15 protein-coding genes and 1 pseudogene are annotated in these 13,238 nt (G+C 68.9%); 8 read left to right on the plus strand and 8 right to left on the minus strand.

Features of this window, described 5'->3' with window-relative positions:
• Positions 1–165: 165 nt before the first annotated feature.
• From CSW60_RS12400 to CSW60_RS12405, 3 genes and pseudogenes are all read right to left on the minus strand, one after another.
• Entirely contained in the window at positions 166–672 is a 507-nt protein-coding gene (locus CSW60_RS12400) for a cupin domain-containing protein (RefSeq protein WP_099537681.1), read from the minus strand.
• 11 nt (positions 673–683) lie between these two features.
• Positions 684–834, minus strand: a pseudogene (locus CSW60_RS24030) (hypothetical protein); the annotation flags it as partial.
• 34 nt (positions 835–868) lie between these two features.
• A complete protein-coding gene (locus tag CSW60_RS12405) occupies positions 869–1,834 on the minus strand; it encodes a CPBP family intramembrane glutamic endopeptidase (protein WP_236634274.1) in 966 nt (321 codons plus the stop codon).
• Between the two features lie 129 nt (positions 1,835–1,963).
• Here CSW60_RS12405 and CSW60_RS12410 point away from each other — a divergent pair, with 129 nt between their 5' ends.
• Together CSW60_RS12410 and rsmD are read left to right on the plus strand one after the other, a co-directional pair.
• Positions 1,964–2,590 (plus strand): TMEM175 family protein, encoded by a 627-nt coding sequence (locus tag CSW60_RS12410; protein ID WP_099537683.1) that lies wholly within the window; start codon positions 1,964–1,966, stop codon positions 2,588–2,590.
• Entirely contained in the window at positions 2,590–3,153 is a 564-nt protein-coding gene (rsmD, locus tag CSW60_RS12415; RefSeq protein WP_099537684.1) for a 16S rRNA (guanine(966)-N(2))-methyltransferase RsmD, read from the plus strand. Before CSW60_RS12410 ends, rsmD begins: the two co-directional genes overlap by 1 nt.
• Position 3,154: 1 nt before the next feature.
• On the opposite strand, the gene CSW60_RS12420 is transcribed toward rsmD, so the two are convergent.
• Positions 3,155–3,430, minus strand: coding sequence for a YjhX family toxin (locus tag CSW60_RS12420; RefSeq protein WP_099537685.1), 276 nt, complete (start codon positions 3,428–3,430; stop codon positions 3,155–3,157).
• A 197-nt stretch (positions 3,431–3,627) separates the two neighbouring features.
• On the minus strand, positions 3,628–5,709 hold the full coding sequence (locus CSW60_RS12425) for an AsmA family protein (RefSeq protein WP_236634275.1): 2,082 nt from the start codon (positions 5,707–5,709) through the stop codon (positions 3,628–3,630).
• Between the two features lie 101 nt (positions 5,710–5,810).
• On the opposite strand from CSW60_RS12425, the gene CSW60_RS12430 reads away from it, so the two are divergent.
• The 3 genes from CSW60_RS12430 (at position 5,811) to CSW60_RS12440 (ending at position 7,767) form a co-directional block, all read left to right on the plus strand.
• A complete protein-coding gene (locus CSW60_RS12430; RefSeq protein WP_099537686.1) occupies positions 5,811–6,452 on the plus strand; it encodes an HAD-IA family hydrolase in 642 nt (213 codons plus the stop codon).
• A 26-nt stretch (positions 6,453–6,478) separates the two neighbouring features.
• Positions 6,479–6,763, plus strand: coding sequence for a 4a-hydroxytetrahydrobiopterin dehydratase (locus CSW60_RS12435; RefSeq protein ID WP_099537687.1), 285 nt, complete (start codon positions 6,479–6,481; stop codon positions 6,761–6,763).
• Between the two features lie 218 nt (positions 6,764–6,981).
• Positions 6,982–7,767 carry an SDR family oxidoreductase gene (locus tag CSW60_RS12440; protein ID WP_099537688.1) on the plus strand — a complete coding sequence of 262 codons (786 nt, stop codon included), beginning with the start codon at positions 6,982–6,984 and terminating at the stop codon, positions 7,765–7,767.
• Between the two features lie 174 nt (positions 7,768–7,941).
• Here the strand turns inward: CSW60_RS12440 and spdR are convergent, their stop codons facing one another.
• Positions 7,942–8,499: a stationary phase response regulator transcription factor SpdR gene (spdR, locus tag CSW60_RS12445; protein WP_066683190.1), complete on the minus strand. Its 558-nt coding sequence runs from the start codon at positions 8,497–8,499 to the stop codon at positions 7,942–7,944.
• 75 nt (positions 8,500–8,574) lie between these two features.
• A complete protein-coding gene (locus tag CSW60_RS12450) occupies positions 8,575–9,975 on the minus strand; it encodes an ActS/PrrB/RegB family redox-sensitive histidine kinase (protein ID WP_099537689.1) in 1,401 nt (466 codons plus the stop codon).
• 74 nt (positions 9,976–10,049) lie between these two features.
• Here CSW60_RS12450 and CSW60_RS12455 point away from each other — a divergent pair, with 74 nt between their 5' ends.
• The gene (locus tag CSW60_RS12455; protein WP_099537690.1) at positions 10,050–10,634 is read left to right on the plus strand and encodes an SCO family protein; all 585 of its coding nucleotides are present in this window, start codon (positions 10,050–10,052) and stop codon (positions 10,632–10,634) included.
• Here CSW60_RS12455 and CSW60_RS12460 read toward each other — a convergent pair.
• Positions 10,631–10,999, minus strand: a complete 369-nt coding sequence (locus tag CSW60_RS12460) for a DUF2200 domain-containing protein (protein WP_099537691.1) — start codon at positions 10,997–10,999, stop codon at positions 10,631–10,633. The genes CSW60_RS12455 and CSW60_RS12460 overlap by 4 nt on opposite strands.
• Before the next feature lie 157 nt (positions 11,000–11,156).
• Here CSW60_RS12460 and CSW60_RS12465 point away from each other — a divergent pair, with 157 nt between their 5' ends.
• Positions 11,157–12,419, plus strand: coding sequence for a polyhydroxyalkanoate depolymerase (locus tag CSW60_RS12465; RefSeq protein ID WP_099537692.1), 1,263 nt, complete (start codon positions 11,157–11,159; stop codon positions 12,417–12,419).
• A gap of 45 nt (positions 12,420–12,464) precedes the next feature.
• The gene (locus CSW60_RS12470; protein WP_099537693.1) at positions 12,465–13,184 is read left to right on the plus strand and encodes a M48 family metallopeptidase; all 720 of its coding nucleotides are present in this window, start codon (positions 12,465–12,467) and stop codon (positions 13,182–13,184) included.
• Positions 13,185–13,238: the final 54 nt, after the last annotated feature.

Raw genomic sequence — 13,238 nt, forward strand, 5'->3', positions numbered from 1 at the left:
ATCGTCCGTCGCTGCTGGTCTTGAGCTGTAAGCTGGGCCTCTCAGCCCCGGCGGTCCTGGACGCCTGAGGCCGTCGCCGGCATGGGTCCTGGGCGCAAGGCCCAGGAAGGCAAGGATTTGGCTTCCAAGTCGTGTTCGACTGTCGATCCGCCCTAGAAGGCCGCGTCACTTCCCGGCGGGCAGCTTGATCCCCAGCAGGACCAGCCGCTCGCCGGTGATCCCGAACCAGTGCGGGACGCCGGCGGGAACCAGGATGACGTCGCCCGCGGCCAGCGCCCGGGTCACGCCGCCCTCGATGCGGCCGCCCTCGGTCAGGGTGGGGTTGGTGACCTTCGGGTCGGTCATGACGCCGCCCGAGACCAGCTCGCCCTTGCCCTCCAGCACGATGGCGTATTCGGCCTGATTGGGGTGGACGGCGGGGCGGCCGGGCTTCTTCCAGATCTCGATCGCCGCCACATTCGCCCCGTCACGAACCACGGGCCGCCACATGAACCCCTGGTCGGGCTTCATCTCGGTCAGCATCTGGCGCAGCTGCGCCTGGACCTCCGCGCCGCTGGCGAAGCTGGTCGGATCGGCGGCGGGCGCGGCGGGGGCCTGGGCCGAAGCCGCGCTGGATCCGACGCCGAGCGCCAGCGCCGCACTGATCGCGAAGGCCTTCGCCATGGTCTTCATCGCAACTCTCCCTAACCGACAAGGCGCGAACGCCCCCTCCGTCTCGTCGCTTCGCGCCGATCCACCTCCCCCGCAAGCGGGGCAGGAGGGAAGCGGTTTCTTCCTCACCCGTGAAACGGGGGAGGTGGCGCGATGCGGATACGCATCGTGACGGAGGGGGCGTGGCGTTCAGCGCCGTCTTCCGCCTAGCGTCAGTTCACGCCGCAGCCGGGGCCTGAAGCCGCGTCCAGCGGCGCAGGGCCGGCCAGCGGGCGGCCAGTTCGGCGACGCCGATGAAGCCGGCCAGCACGACGAGGGCGCTGGCGATCAGTCCGGCCTTGAACTCGTGCGGCGCGTCGGGGCGGGTGGTCATCGGACGCACCAGCAGCAGGATCACGGCGTTGTTGGCCGCGTGGGCGCCGATGCCCAGCTCAATGCCGCCCAGCCGCAGCGCCATCCAGGTCAGCCCCGCCCCCATGGCGGCGCGAACCAGGAAGGCGTCGATGTTCGGGTCGAAGTGGATGGCGGCGAACAGCAGGCCGTTCAGGACCATCAGCACGATCGGATCGCGGACATAGGCGGCGCTCTGCTTCAGCAGCCAGCCTCGGAACACCAGCTCCTCGGCCGCGGCGGCCAGGATCAGCAGGCCGACGGCCATGGCGGCGTAGAGGGTGCGGCCGACGAGGTTGGGCGAGGTGCGCCACAGCGGCGGATCGATGGTCTGGCCGGTGACGGCGGAAATGGCGACCAGACCGGTCATGGCCGCGCCCACGATCACGAGGCCACCGATCAGCAGGCGCTTGCGGAAGCGTCCGCCGCTGTTGACGTATTCGGTGATCTTGCGGTGGTGGATGGCGCCGGCCGCATAGACGAAGCCCACGGCCGCGCCCAGGTTCACGCCGGCCAGCACCGCCAGCAGGAACAGCGACTGCCGCGCCGACGGATCGGTCAGGGTCGGGTCGGTGAAGATCTGGAAGAGGTCACCGGCCGCCGGGGCCCCGTCCAGGCCGCTGACGATCAGCAGGGCCGCCAGGGTCGCGGTGATCGCGCCCAGCAGGGCGGCAACGGCGCCGGCCAGCACGCCGACGGGCACCGCGAACAGGGTGCGCCACGGGTCGCGGTCGTACGGCGACAGGTCGGCCAGAAAGGGCGAACGCCTCGCCGCCTCCAGGATCTCGCCCATGCGCATCGTTCGATCGCCCTTCCCTTCAAAGGCGACTAAGAGGGGGCGACGGGCGACTTGTAAAGCGCGCGCTTGCCGCAGCGCGCCAGGGACGGCACACATCCCGTTACGGGTTGTAAGGGGAACACGATGAGCGATCGGAATTCGAGCAAGGGCGACAGCGGCGGCGCGCACCTGCACCGGCTGGTGCTGTTCTCGGACGCCGTGTTCGCGATCGCCATCACCCTTTTGGCGATCGAGATCCATCCGCCCGAGCACTGGCATGGCGCGGCGGACCTGTTCAACCTGATGGGCGCCAAGCTTCTGGCCTACGCGGTCAGCTTCGCCGTGATCGGCGTCTGCTGGTTCAGCCACCGACGGGTGTTCGCGCGCCTGGTTCGCGCCGACGCGGGCCTCGACTTCACGAACTTCCTGGTGCTGGGCCTGATCGGCCTGCTGCCGCTGGGCACCGAGCTTCTGTGGGAGCAGCGCGGCGGTCAGGCGCTGCCGATCTATGTCGGCCAGGTCGCCCTGATCGGCGTCGCGATGGGCCTGGTCTGGGGCTATGCCGCCTTCATCGGCAAGCTGACCGAGCCGATGCCGGCGGCCGAGGCCTGGTTCGTCCTGCTCCGCGTGACCGTGCTGCCCGGGCTTATGTGCGGCCTGACGATGTACAGCCTGGTCTATCCCTGGGGCTGGGCCCTGATGGCCTTCCTGGTCGTCGCGACCTCCTGGCTGGGACGTCGAATCGTCCGCGCGTCGACCAAGGCCGCGTGATGCGCATCGTTTCCGGCCAGTATCGCGGCAAGGCCATCGTCGCCCCGCCGGGCGACGCCACCCGACCGACCTCCGACCGCGCCCGCCAGGCGGTGTTCAACATCCTGGAGCACGCCGCCTGGGCGCCGGAACTGCGCGGCGCGCGGGTGATCGATGTCTTCGCCGGCTCGGGCGCTTTGGGCCTGGAGGCCCTGTCGCGCGGCGCCGGCTTCTGCCTGTTCGTCGAGACCGACGACGCCGCGCGCGGCGCGATCCGAGAGAACATCGACGCCATGAACCTGTTCGGCGTCACCCGCGTGCACCGGCGCGACGCCACGGACCTGGGCCCCCGCCCGGCCAGCGCCGGCGCGCCGTTCGACATCGCCTTTCTGGACCCGCCCTACGCCAAGGGCCTGGGCGAGAAGGCGGCGGCCGAGCTCAAGGCTCACGACTGGCTGGCCCCCGGTGCGATCCTGATGTTCGAGCGCAGTCGCGGCGAGCCCGACCCGTTCCTGCAAGGCTTCGAGCAGATCGACGCGCGCGACTACGGCGCCGCGCGCGTCCTGTTCTTCAAGCTGCTCTAGCCTACCAAGCCTTGGCGCCCACCCGGTTGTCGAGTTGGGCGCGCAGGTTGGCGAGGCCTAGCCGTGTGATGCGGTAGGGCCCGCCATCCTGGCTGGCGATCAGTCGTTTTCGCTTCAGCGACTGGAAGACGCCGACCGTGCAGTCGGTCAGCGCCCAGCCGTCGCGGGTGATGCAAGGCGCCGCGATGATCTTGCCGTTTTCGTCGCGTTCGAGGTCGATCCGGCCGCCTTGGGCCAGGGCGTGCAGCGTCCGTTGCTGCGGTTTCGAGATGTTCAAGGGATTGTCCGAGAGATCGAGGCATACGATCGCGCGACCACCAGCGGGAACGCGCGGGCGGAGCGGGCCTAGCGACTTTCGAACCTCGAGGTTCGGAGCCTGTTAGGCCCGGACCTCGCGCACAATCTCGGACATGAACCACACTGGGTTTCGGATGGGAGCAAGCATGGCGTAACCGGCGCCCGAGCTCAAGCGGCCTAATTCTTCGGCTTCGCCGGCGTGGTCTGCGACACCTTCACCGGCGCGCCCGACTGGCGGGCGTCGCTGACCAGGCCAGCGCAGTCGGCGTCCTTGGCCTCGCCGGCGGTGAGGAAGGGCAGCAGCAGGGCGGCGGGATTGACCAGCGAGGCCAGAGCCGCGGCGACGCCGCCCTGGCCCACGGCCTTGCTGGGATCGAGCCCGACCTTCGGCGCCAGGAACGGCCCCCGGATCGTGATCGGCACGAACAGACGCACCAGGCGCGGCTTCTTGCTGTCGCCCTCGATGCGGAAGTCCATCCGCTCGGTCGCCAGGTTGATCGTCCCGCGCCCGCGCGCCAGCACCACGCCGGTGTCGGCGACCAGGTGGTTGGTGGTCATCACGCCGTCCTTGACCGAGAAGTCGGCGACCGCGCAGCGCACGGGCGTCTCCTTGTCGCTTTTCGATAGCAGCAGGATCAGGCCCTTGGAGGCGTTGACGCCCAGCAGCTCGGCGAAGGCCTGGCGGATCTCGCCGCGCGGCGCGACCAACGTCAGGTCGCCATTGGCGGTCGAGGCGGCGCGGTGGACGCTATTGCCGACGCCGGTCAGCTTGGCCCGGGCCATCACGGTCCCCGAGATCGCCGGCTTGCCCTCGCTCTGGATCGGGATGAATTCCTCCAGCCGGCCGTTGGTCAGGGTGAGGTCGAGCTCGGTGCGGGGGACGGCCGGGCGGGCGTCGAGACGCACCTTGCCGCGCAGGTCTCCGCGCGAAAAGGTCATGGCCAGCGGGTCCAGGGTCAGCACGCCGCCTTCGAGCACGGCGTCGACGCTGACCTTGCGCAGCGGCAGGTTCGGGGCGTTCACCGTCTCGGCGCGATAGGCGACCTTGGCGTCCATGGCCCGGACGCGTTCCGTCTGCAGGGTGGCGTCGGGCAGCAGGCGCTGGGTCGCGTCGCGTTGGGCGGCCTCGACCTTCTGGCCCGCCGAGGCGGTCTCGCCGCGCCCTGTCGCGGGGGCGGCGCCGACCAGGCTGCCCAGGTCGTCGAAGTCGAGGCGCTTCGAGCGCAGCTCGGCCTCCAGATAGGGTCGCTCGCGATCGGTCAGCACGAACAGGTCGCCGGCGATGTCGCTGTCGCCGACGCGGCCGTTCAGCTTCTGGAAGTCGTAGCGGGCGCCCTTGCGGACCATGTGGCCCGAGACGCGGTAGGGCGGGGTGTTGGGCAGCGTCAGGCCGGTCAGGTCGTGCAGCCGGTTGAGGTCGGCGCCGGACACGGTGAGGTCGGTCTCGAAACGGCCCAGGTCGAAGGGCTTGGTGACCTGGCCGTGGGCGACGATCCGCGTCGCGCCCGCGCGCACTTCGGCGTCGAACGGATAGGGGCGGCGGGGCGAGATGTTCAGCAGCGGCCCGCCGCTGATCTCGGCGACGAAGGCGGACTTGTTCAGGGTCCCATGGCCCTCCAGCACGAACCGGCCGCCGCGCGCGCCGGCCCGCTCCTGGGCGTTCACCGAGCCGACGAACAGGGTCCCGCGCTGGCGGTCGTCGAAGCGCAAGGTCCCGTCGTTGATCACGAAGCGCTGGATGGCCGGCAGCTTCAGCGGCTTGTCGCTCTTGCGCGCGCCAAAGGTCCAGTTGGCCTTGCCGTCCTTGTCGCGCAGCAGGCGCACGTCCGGCTTGTCCAAAGCGAGAAACGGCATGATCACCTCGCCGCGCAGCAGCGGCAGGATCTTGATCTGCACGGCGATGCGCTGAAGGCGGACCATATCGCCGGCCGCGGGATCGACCTTCCGCGCCCAGGCCGGCTGGCCGATGCGTACGCCATAGGCCTCGGCCTTGGGCGAGAACGACCAGGGATGGACGCGCAGGTCGCCGGTGATCGCCACCTCGCGCTGCATCTGGGCCGAGGCGTAGCGGCTGAGCGGCCCGCGCAGCCAGTTCCAGTCGAAGATCACCAGGAACGCGACGATCGCCGCCGTCAGCGCCAAGGCCGAGCCGATGCCGATCAGGGCGCGCCGCGACAGGCCGCGCCACGGATGGCGGGGAGGCTTTGGCGGCGGGATGGCGTCGGCGGTCGACAGGGGCGTGGCTCCGGTTGAACCCACCTAACGCGCGAAGGCGGTGGTCATGTTCCCTGCCGCGGGGCTTCCCCTCGGGGCGTCGCGCGGCTAGCTTTCGATCAAACAAGTGTTTGAGGGGGCTGAAGATGGCGATCGAGGCGGTGATCTGGGACTTCGGCGGTGTCTTCACGACCTCGCCGTTCGAGGCTTTCCGCCGCTACGAGACCGAACGCGGCCTGCCCAGGGATTTCATCCGCACGGTCAACGCCACGAACCCGGACGCCAACGCCTGGGCGCGGTTCGAGCGGGCCGAGATCGACGCGGCGGCGTTCGACGGCCTCTTCCTGGAGGAGGCCACGCGCCTGGGCCACGCCGTGCGCGGCGCCGAGGTTCTGCCGCTGCTCTATGGCGACCTGCGTCCCCGGGTGATGGACGCGCTGAAGGCCTGCAAGGCCCGCTTCAAGGTCGGCTGCATCACCAACAACGTGCCCACCGGCCACGGGCCCGGCATGGCCCAGAGCGCCGAGAAGGCCCTGGCGGTGGGCGACATCATGGCCCTGTTCGACGCGGTGATCGAAAGCTCCAAGGCCGGGGTGCGCAAGCCCGATCCGCGCATATACCAGATGATGTGCGAGCTGCTGGGCGTCGCGCCCGAGGCTTGCGTCTATCTCGACGACCTGGGGATCAACTGCAAGCCGGCCGCGGCCTTGGGGATGACCGCCATCAAGGTCTCCGGCGAGGACCAACTTCTCACCGATCTTGCAGAAGCGACCGGATTGGCGTTCTGAGGGGGTAAGTCTCTCTCGGAGGAAACATGTCCCGCCCCAGGATCGGCGCCGCCGCCGCGATCGCTCAGCTCGACGGCTGGAGCGTCGCCCCGGACCACAAGGACGCCATCAAGAAGACCTTCCGCTTCGCCGACTTCAATGAAGCGTTCGGCTTCATGACCCGCGTCGCCCTGATGGCCGACAAGCTCGACCATCATCCCGAGTGGTTCAACGTCTACAACCGCGTCGAGGTGCTGCTGACCACCCATGACGCCGATGGTGTCACCGAGCTGGACGTGACGCTGGCGAAGTTCATGAACGAGGCGGCGTGATGATCGTCTCTCCTCCCCATTAGGGGGAGGTGGATCGGCGCGAATACGCGACGAGACGGAGGGGGTCCGCGAAGCGGTGATGAGGTTGCGACTTCACAGGGCCCCTCCACCGGCGTTCGCCGGTCCCCCTCCCCCAGAGGGGGAGGAGAGATTTCGTCTTCCCCTGGCTGTGCGCCCAGTTCAAACTCTCGTTTGAATTATAATCGGGAGGATGCCGCATGGCGCAGAGCACGGGCCGGGTCGCCGGCAAGAAGGCCTTCATCACTGGCGGCGCCCAGGGCCTGGGCGCGGCGGCCGGGCGTCGGCTCGCCGAAGAGGGCGCCAAGGTCGCGCTCGCCGACATCAACCTGGCGGGCGCCCAGGCCGTGGCCGCCGAGATCAACGCCCAGCACGGCGCCGGCACCGCCTTCGCCTACCCGCTGGACGTCACCCAGGAAGACCAGTGGATCGAGGTCCTGGAAAAGGCCGTCGGCGACATGGGCGGCCTGTCGGTTCTGGTCAACAACGCCGGGATCGGCGGCGACGGCCCGATCGAGAGCCTCGACTTCGGCCTCTGGAAGAAGGTCATGTCGGTCAATGTCGACTCGGTGTTCCTGGGCGCCAAGCACGCCCTGACCCACATGCGGGCGCATCAGCCTGGCTCGATCATCAATCTGAGCTCGATCGCCGGCCTGATCGCCAATGGCAATTCGCCGGCCTACAACGCCAGCAAGGCGGCGGTCTGGCTGCTCAGCAAGAACATCGCGCTGTACTGCGCCAAGATGAAGCTCGACATCCGCTCGAACTCCATCCACCCGACCTTCATCGACACACCGATCCTGGACGGCTTTTCGGCCCGGTTCGGCAAGGAAGAGGCCTTCGCCAAGCTGGCCCGCCAGGTGCCGATGGGCCGGATCGGCGAGCCGGCCGACATCGCCAACGCGGTGCTCTATCTGGCCAGCGACGAAAGCAAGTTCATGACCGGCGCCGAGATCAAGGTCGACGGCGGCATTTCGGCGATGTGAGGCGAAAGCCCTTCTCCCCTTGCGGGAGAAGGTGTCGCCGTAGGCGACGGATGAGGGGTTGAAGAACGCAAACGCCGCGACAGCCCCTCGGCCGTCGCGGCGTTTCTGTTGGTGCGACCCCTCACCCGGCCCTGTCGAGCCACCCTCTCCCGCAGGGGAAGAGGGGAAGCTTGATCAGCGCGGCGCCCTTTTCGCCAGGATCCGCTGCAGGGTCCGGCGGTGCATGTTCAGGCGGCGGGCGGTTTCCGAGACGTTGTGGCCGCACATCTCGTAGACGCGCTGGATGTGCTCCCAGCGGACGCGGTCGGCGCTCATCGGGTTTTCCGGCGGCGCGGGCGCGGCGTCCTTGGCCGCCAGCAGGGCGCGGGCCACGTCGTCGGCGTCGGCCGGCTTGGAGAGGTAGTCGACCACCCCCGCCTTCACCGCCGCCACGGCCGTGGCGATGTTGCCGTAGCCGGTCAGCATGATGACCTTGGCGTCGGGGCGCGCGTCGCGCACCGCCTCGACCACCTTCAGGCCCGAGCCGTCCTCCAGGCGCATGTCCAGCACGGCGTGGGCTGGGGCCTGGGCGCGCAGGATGGTCAGGGCCTCGGCCACGGAAGCCGCCAGCGTCACCTCGAACCCGCGTTGCTCCAGCGCTCGTCCGAGCCGGGTCCGCAGCGGGCCGTCATCGTCCAACAGAAGCAGCGTCTTGTCCGGCAGCGCCGAAACCAGCTCTCCGATATCCGCCATGAAGTCAGCCCCTCCCCGGGCCAATACTCAACAGGCCAAATAGTGCTCTATCCTTCCGCGCATCCGCGACAGAACTCAAGCCCCCGTATAACCTGGAGCTTCGAGCGCGGCGCGCGGCCAACGCGCGGACACCACGGCGCCGCCGCGACGACCATTACGGAAATCGACGGTCGCGCCGGTCCGTTCCAGCAAGGTCTTGGCGATGAAGAAGCCAAGACCCATGCCGATATGGCCGGTACGCGAGCCTTCCGCGCCCGGACGCGTGGTCACGTACGGTTCGCCCAGCTTCGCCAGCACCTCGGGCGAGAATCCCGGCCCGTCGTCGCGGGCCTCGATGACAATATGTCGCGGGTCGAAGCGGGCGATGACGATCACCTCGCTGCGGGCGAAGTCCACCGCGTTCTCCACGATCGAGGTCATGGCGTGGATGATCTCGGGGCGACGCCAGATGTCGGGCGCGGTCTCGCCGGCCGGACCATTGACCACGGCCTCGACCCGGATGCCGTGGACGAGATGCGGCTCGATGACGTCCTGGACCAGCTGCACCAGGCTCATGCGCTCATGCACGGCGTCCTGGGCCTCGGGCATTTCCGTCAGGCGCTGCAGGATCTCGCGGCAGCGGGCGGCCTGGCCGATCAGCAGCTCGGCGTCCTCGCGCACCTCCTCGCTGGTGGCGTTGCGGGCCATCTCGCGCGAGACGACCGAGATGGTCGCCAGCGGCGTGCCCAGCTCATGCGCGGCCGCCGCCGCCAGGGCGCCCAGGGCCGAGAGCCGTTGCTCGCGGGCCAACACCGTCTCGGTGACGTTCAAGGCCAGCTCCATGCGGGCGGATTCGCTGGCCGCCTGCCAGGCGTAGGCGGTGGTCAGGATGATGCCGACGATCCGGGCCGAGACGACGAACCACAGATTGAACGGCGAGGAGTCTGGCAGGATCGGTCTTCCGCCGATGGTGGGTAGCGGCATGTGGAAGACGGCCAACAGGATCGAGGCGGCGACCGCCAAGGCCGCCAAGCCCATCGCATAGCGCGCGGGCAGGGTCGCCGCCGCCAGGGTGGCCGGCGCGATCAGCAGCAGGGCGAAGGGATTATAGGCGCCGCCGGTCAGGTAGATCAGGCCCGACAGCTGCAGGATGTCGAAGGCGATCTGGGCCGTGGCCTCGCCGTCCCGAGCCATCCTCTGGCCGTTGGAGGCCAGGCCCAGCAGCACGTTCAGCCAGGCCGACAGGGCCACCAGGGTGAAGCACATCGCCCACGGCACCTGCATCTTCAGCGCCAGGCCCGAGATCAGCAGGGCGGCCGTCTGGCCGACGACCCAGGCCCATCGCTGGGCCAGCAGGGTGCGAACGCGGAGGCGGCTGCGACGCAGGCCGGGCGCGGTCCAGCTCCAGGCGTCGTCTTGCGCCGGCTCGTCGCCCGGCCTATCGAGCCCGTTGCGGCGCGGATCCTCGGGCATTCCAGCGAACGAGACGTCAGCCATGGCCGCAAGATTGTCCAGAATTGCGCGCTTTGCGAGTGCAAAAGGATGGGCTGAGACAAAAGGATGCGCCGTCGATGCTTCGCCAACGTCTGGTCCTGATCGTGGTCTGCCTGCTGGGTCTGCTCGTCGTCGGCGGGCTGGCGTGGCGGGCCAACACGCTCGGCGAGCAGCCCGCCGTCGCGGTCGGCGGCCCGTTCCAGCTGGTCGACCAGAACGGCGCCCCGACCACCGAGAAGGTGCTGAAGGGCAAGTGGAGCGCGGTGTTCTTCGGCTTCACCTACTGCCCCGACGTCTGCCCGGGCACGCTGCAGGGCCTGGCGGCCGCCACGGAGCTGCTGGGACCCAAGGCCAAGGATCTCCAGATCGTCTTCATCTCGATCGACCCCGAGCGCGACACGCCCGCCCAGATGAAGAGCTACCTGTCGGCCGACTATGTGCCGAAATCGACGATCGGCCTGACGGGAACCCAGGCGCAGGTCGACGCCGCCGCCAAGGCCTACAAGGTCTATTACGCCAAGGTCGGGACGGGGCCGGGCTACACCATGGACCACTCGACGGCGATCTACCTGATGGACCCCAAGGGCCGCTTCAAGACGGTGATCCCCTACAACCAGCCGCCAGCCGACATCGCCGCGCGGATCAAGGCGGCGATGAACTAGGCCCTTTGGTGCGAGCCATCGCGCAGGATCTTGCTCATCGGCCTGCCCTTGGCCAATTCGTCGATCAGCTTGTCGAGATAGCGGATCTCTCGCATCAGCGGATCCTCGACCGTCTCGACGCGCACGCCGCAGATCGAGCCCGTGATGGCCAGGCGCGCCGGGTTCAGCGCCGGCGCCTGGGCGAAAAAGGTCTCGAAGTCGGTGCGTTGCGCCAGATGCTCCTCGAACGCCGCCGGGGCGAAGCCCGTCAGCCAGAGAATGATCTCGTCGACCTCGGCCTTGGTCCGGCCCTTCTTCTCGGCCTTGGCGACATAGTGGGGGTAAACGCTGGCGAAGCTGGTGGCGTAAAGCCTGTGCCTGGTCATCGGATCCCCCTGTCGTCGGCTCCCCGCGACCCTAGCATCCCCCGTCGTGCGTGATAGCGGTCACGCGGCGGAGCAAAGCGATGCCATGCCGCACCGCAAGACTAGACTCCGTTAGGCTTCCTTATGCTATGTTGCGCTGCAACATTGTGGGTGCGACATGCTCTACGCCCTTCACGAGGCGGCCTACTACGCCTCGACCCCGATGCGCCTCGCGGCGCTGGCGGCCCGGGATTTCTGGGGATCGCCGCTGAATCCGGCCGCTGACTCGGCGCTCGGCCGGCGCATGCACGCCGGCGCGGACCTGTTCGCCAACATCACCCGGCGTTACGGCAAGCCGAAGTGGAACATCGACAAGGTCAAGGTCGGCCAGGTCGACGTTCGCGTAAGGCCGACCGTGGTCTGGGAAAGCCCCTGGGCGCGTCTCATCCAGTTCGACCGCGACATGGCCGACATGCGCCGGGCGGGCAAGTTCTCGCTGGACCCTGCGGTGCTGATCGTCGCGCCCCTGTCAGGTCACTACGCCACCTTGCTGCGGGGCACCGTCGAGGCCTTCCTGCCCGACCACGCCGTCTTCATCGTCGACTGGGTCAACGCCCGCGAGGTCTCGGTCCTGGAGGGCCGCTTCGACTTCCACGACTATATCGACCACGTCATCCAGATGCTGGAGGTCTTGGGGCCGCGTCCGAACGTAGTCGCCGTCTGCCAGCCCGGCCCGCCGGTCCTGGCGGCCGCCGCCCTGATGGCCGAGCAGAACCACCCCTCGCGTCCGGCCAGCATGACCTTCATGGGCTCGCCGATCGACGCGCGCCTGTCGCCGACCGTCACGAACCAGCTGGCCGAGGAAAAGCCGTTCACCTGGTTCCAGTCGAACATGATCTACACCGTGCCGCCGCCCTATGCGGGCGCGGGGCGGCGCGTCTATCCGTGCTTCGTCCAGCTGGCCAGCTTCATGAGCATGAACGCCGAGCGCCACCAGGAAGCCCACCGCCGCTACTTCAACCACCTGGTCAGCGGCGACGGCGACAGCGCCGACAAGCACCTGGAGTTCTACGACGAGTACCTGTCGGTCCTGGACCTGACCGAGGAGTTCTATCTCCAGACCATCGATATCGTCTTCCAGCAGTACCTGTTGCCCAAGGGCGAGCTGACGCACCGCGGAACGCTCGTGCGACCCGAGGCGATCACCGACATCGGCCTGATGACGGTCGAGGGCGAGAACGACGACATCTCCGGCATCGGCCAGACCCAGGCCGCCCACGGCCTGTGCCCGAACATCCCCGAGGACATGAAGCTGGACTATGTCCAGCCCAGCGTCGGCCACTACGGCGTGTTCAATGGCCGCCGGTTCCGGGAAGAGATCTATCCCCGCGTGCGGGCGTTCATCCGCAAGTGCGACCCGAATTTCGCGGAAGAAGCCTAGGGGCGGCATCTTGCGACGCGGGGCTTCGCACGCGATCTAAGGCCCATGTTCTCGCGCATGGCTCAGAGGTTCTCGGACGGCGATCGGCTGGAGATCGGCGGCTGGCCGGTGCGGCTGCGCGTCGACGGCCGGGCGCGGCGGGTGTCGCTGCGGGTCGATCGCGCCAAGTCCGAGATCGTCGCCCTGGCGCCCAGTCCCAAGCGGCTGAACGAGGCCGTGGCCTTCGCCCAGGAGAAGTCTAGCTGGATCGCCAAGCAGCTGGCGGCCCTGCCCCAGCGGATGAGCCTGGCGCCGGGCGGCGTGCTGCGGCTGAACGACAAGCCCTATCGCCTTGAGGTCGGTCCCGGCCGCGCGCGGATGGAGGACGGCCGCATCATCGCGCCCGATGATCCGAACTGGGGGCTGAAGGTCATCCGGCTCGCCAAGCGCGAGGCCCTGAGCGTGCTGACCGAACGCACCGCCGTCCATGCCGCCGCCCTGGGCCGTCCGATGCCGTCGGTGGCCGTGGCCGATCCCAAGGCGCGCTGGGGCTCCTGCCGCCCGGCGACGCCGCGCGCGGCGGCGGCGATCCGCTACAGCTGGCGCCTGATCCTGGCCCCGGCGGCGGTGGCCGACTATGTCGCCGCCCACGAATGCGCTCACCTGATCGAGGCGAACCACGGGCCGAGGTTCTGGGCGATCTGCGAGCAGCTTGCGGGCGATCCGGCTCCGCACCGAGCCTGGCTGCGGGCGCATGCGGCGGAGCTGCACGCGATCGGGGCGTAGGGGTTCAAATCCTCCCCCTAGCGGGGGAGGTGTTCGCGAAGCGAACGGAGGGGG

The sequence above is a fragment of the Caulobacter sp. X genome, assembly GCF_002742635.1.
Classification (GTDB): Bacteria; Pseudomonadota; Alphaproteobacteria; order Caulobacterales; family Caulobacteraceae; genus Caulobacter.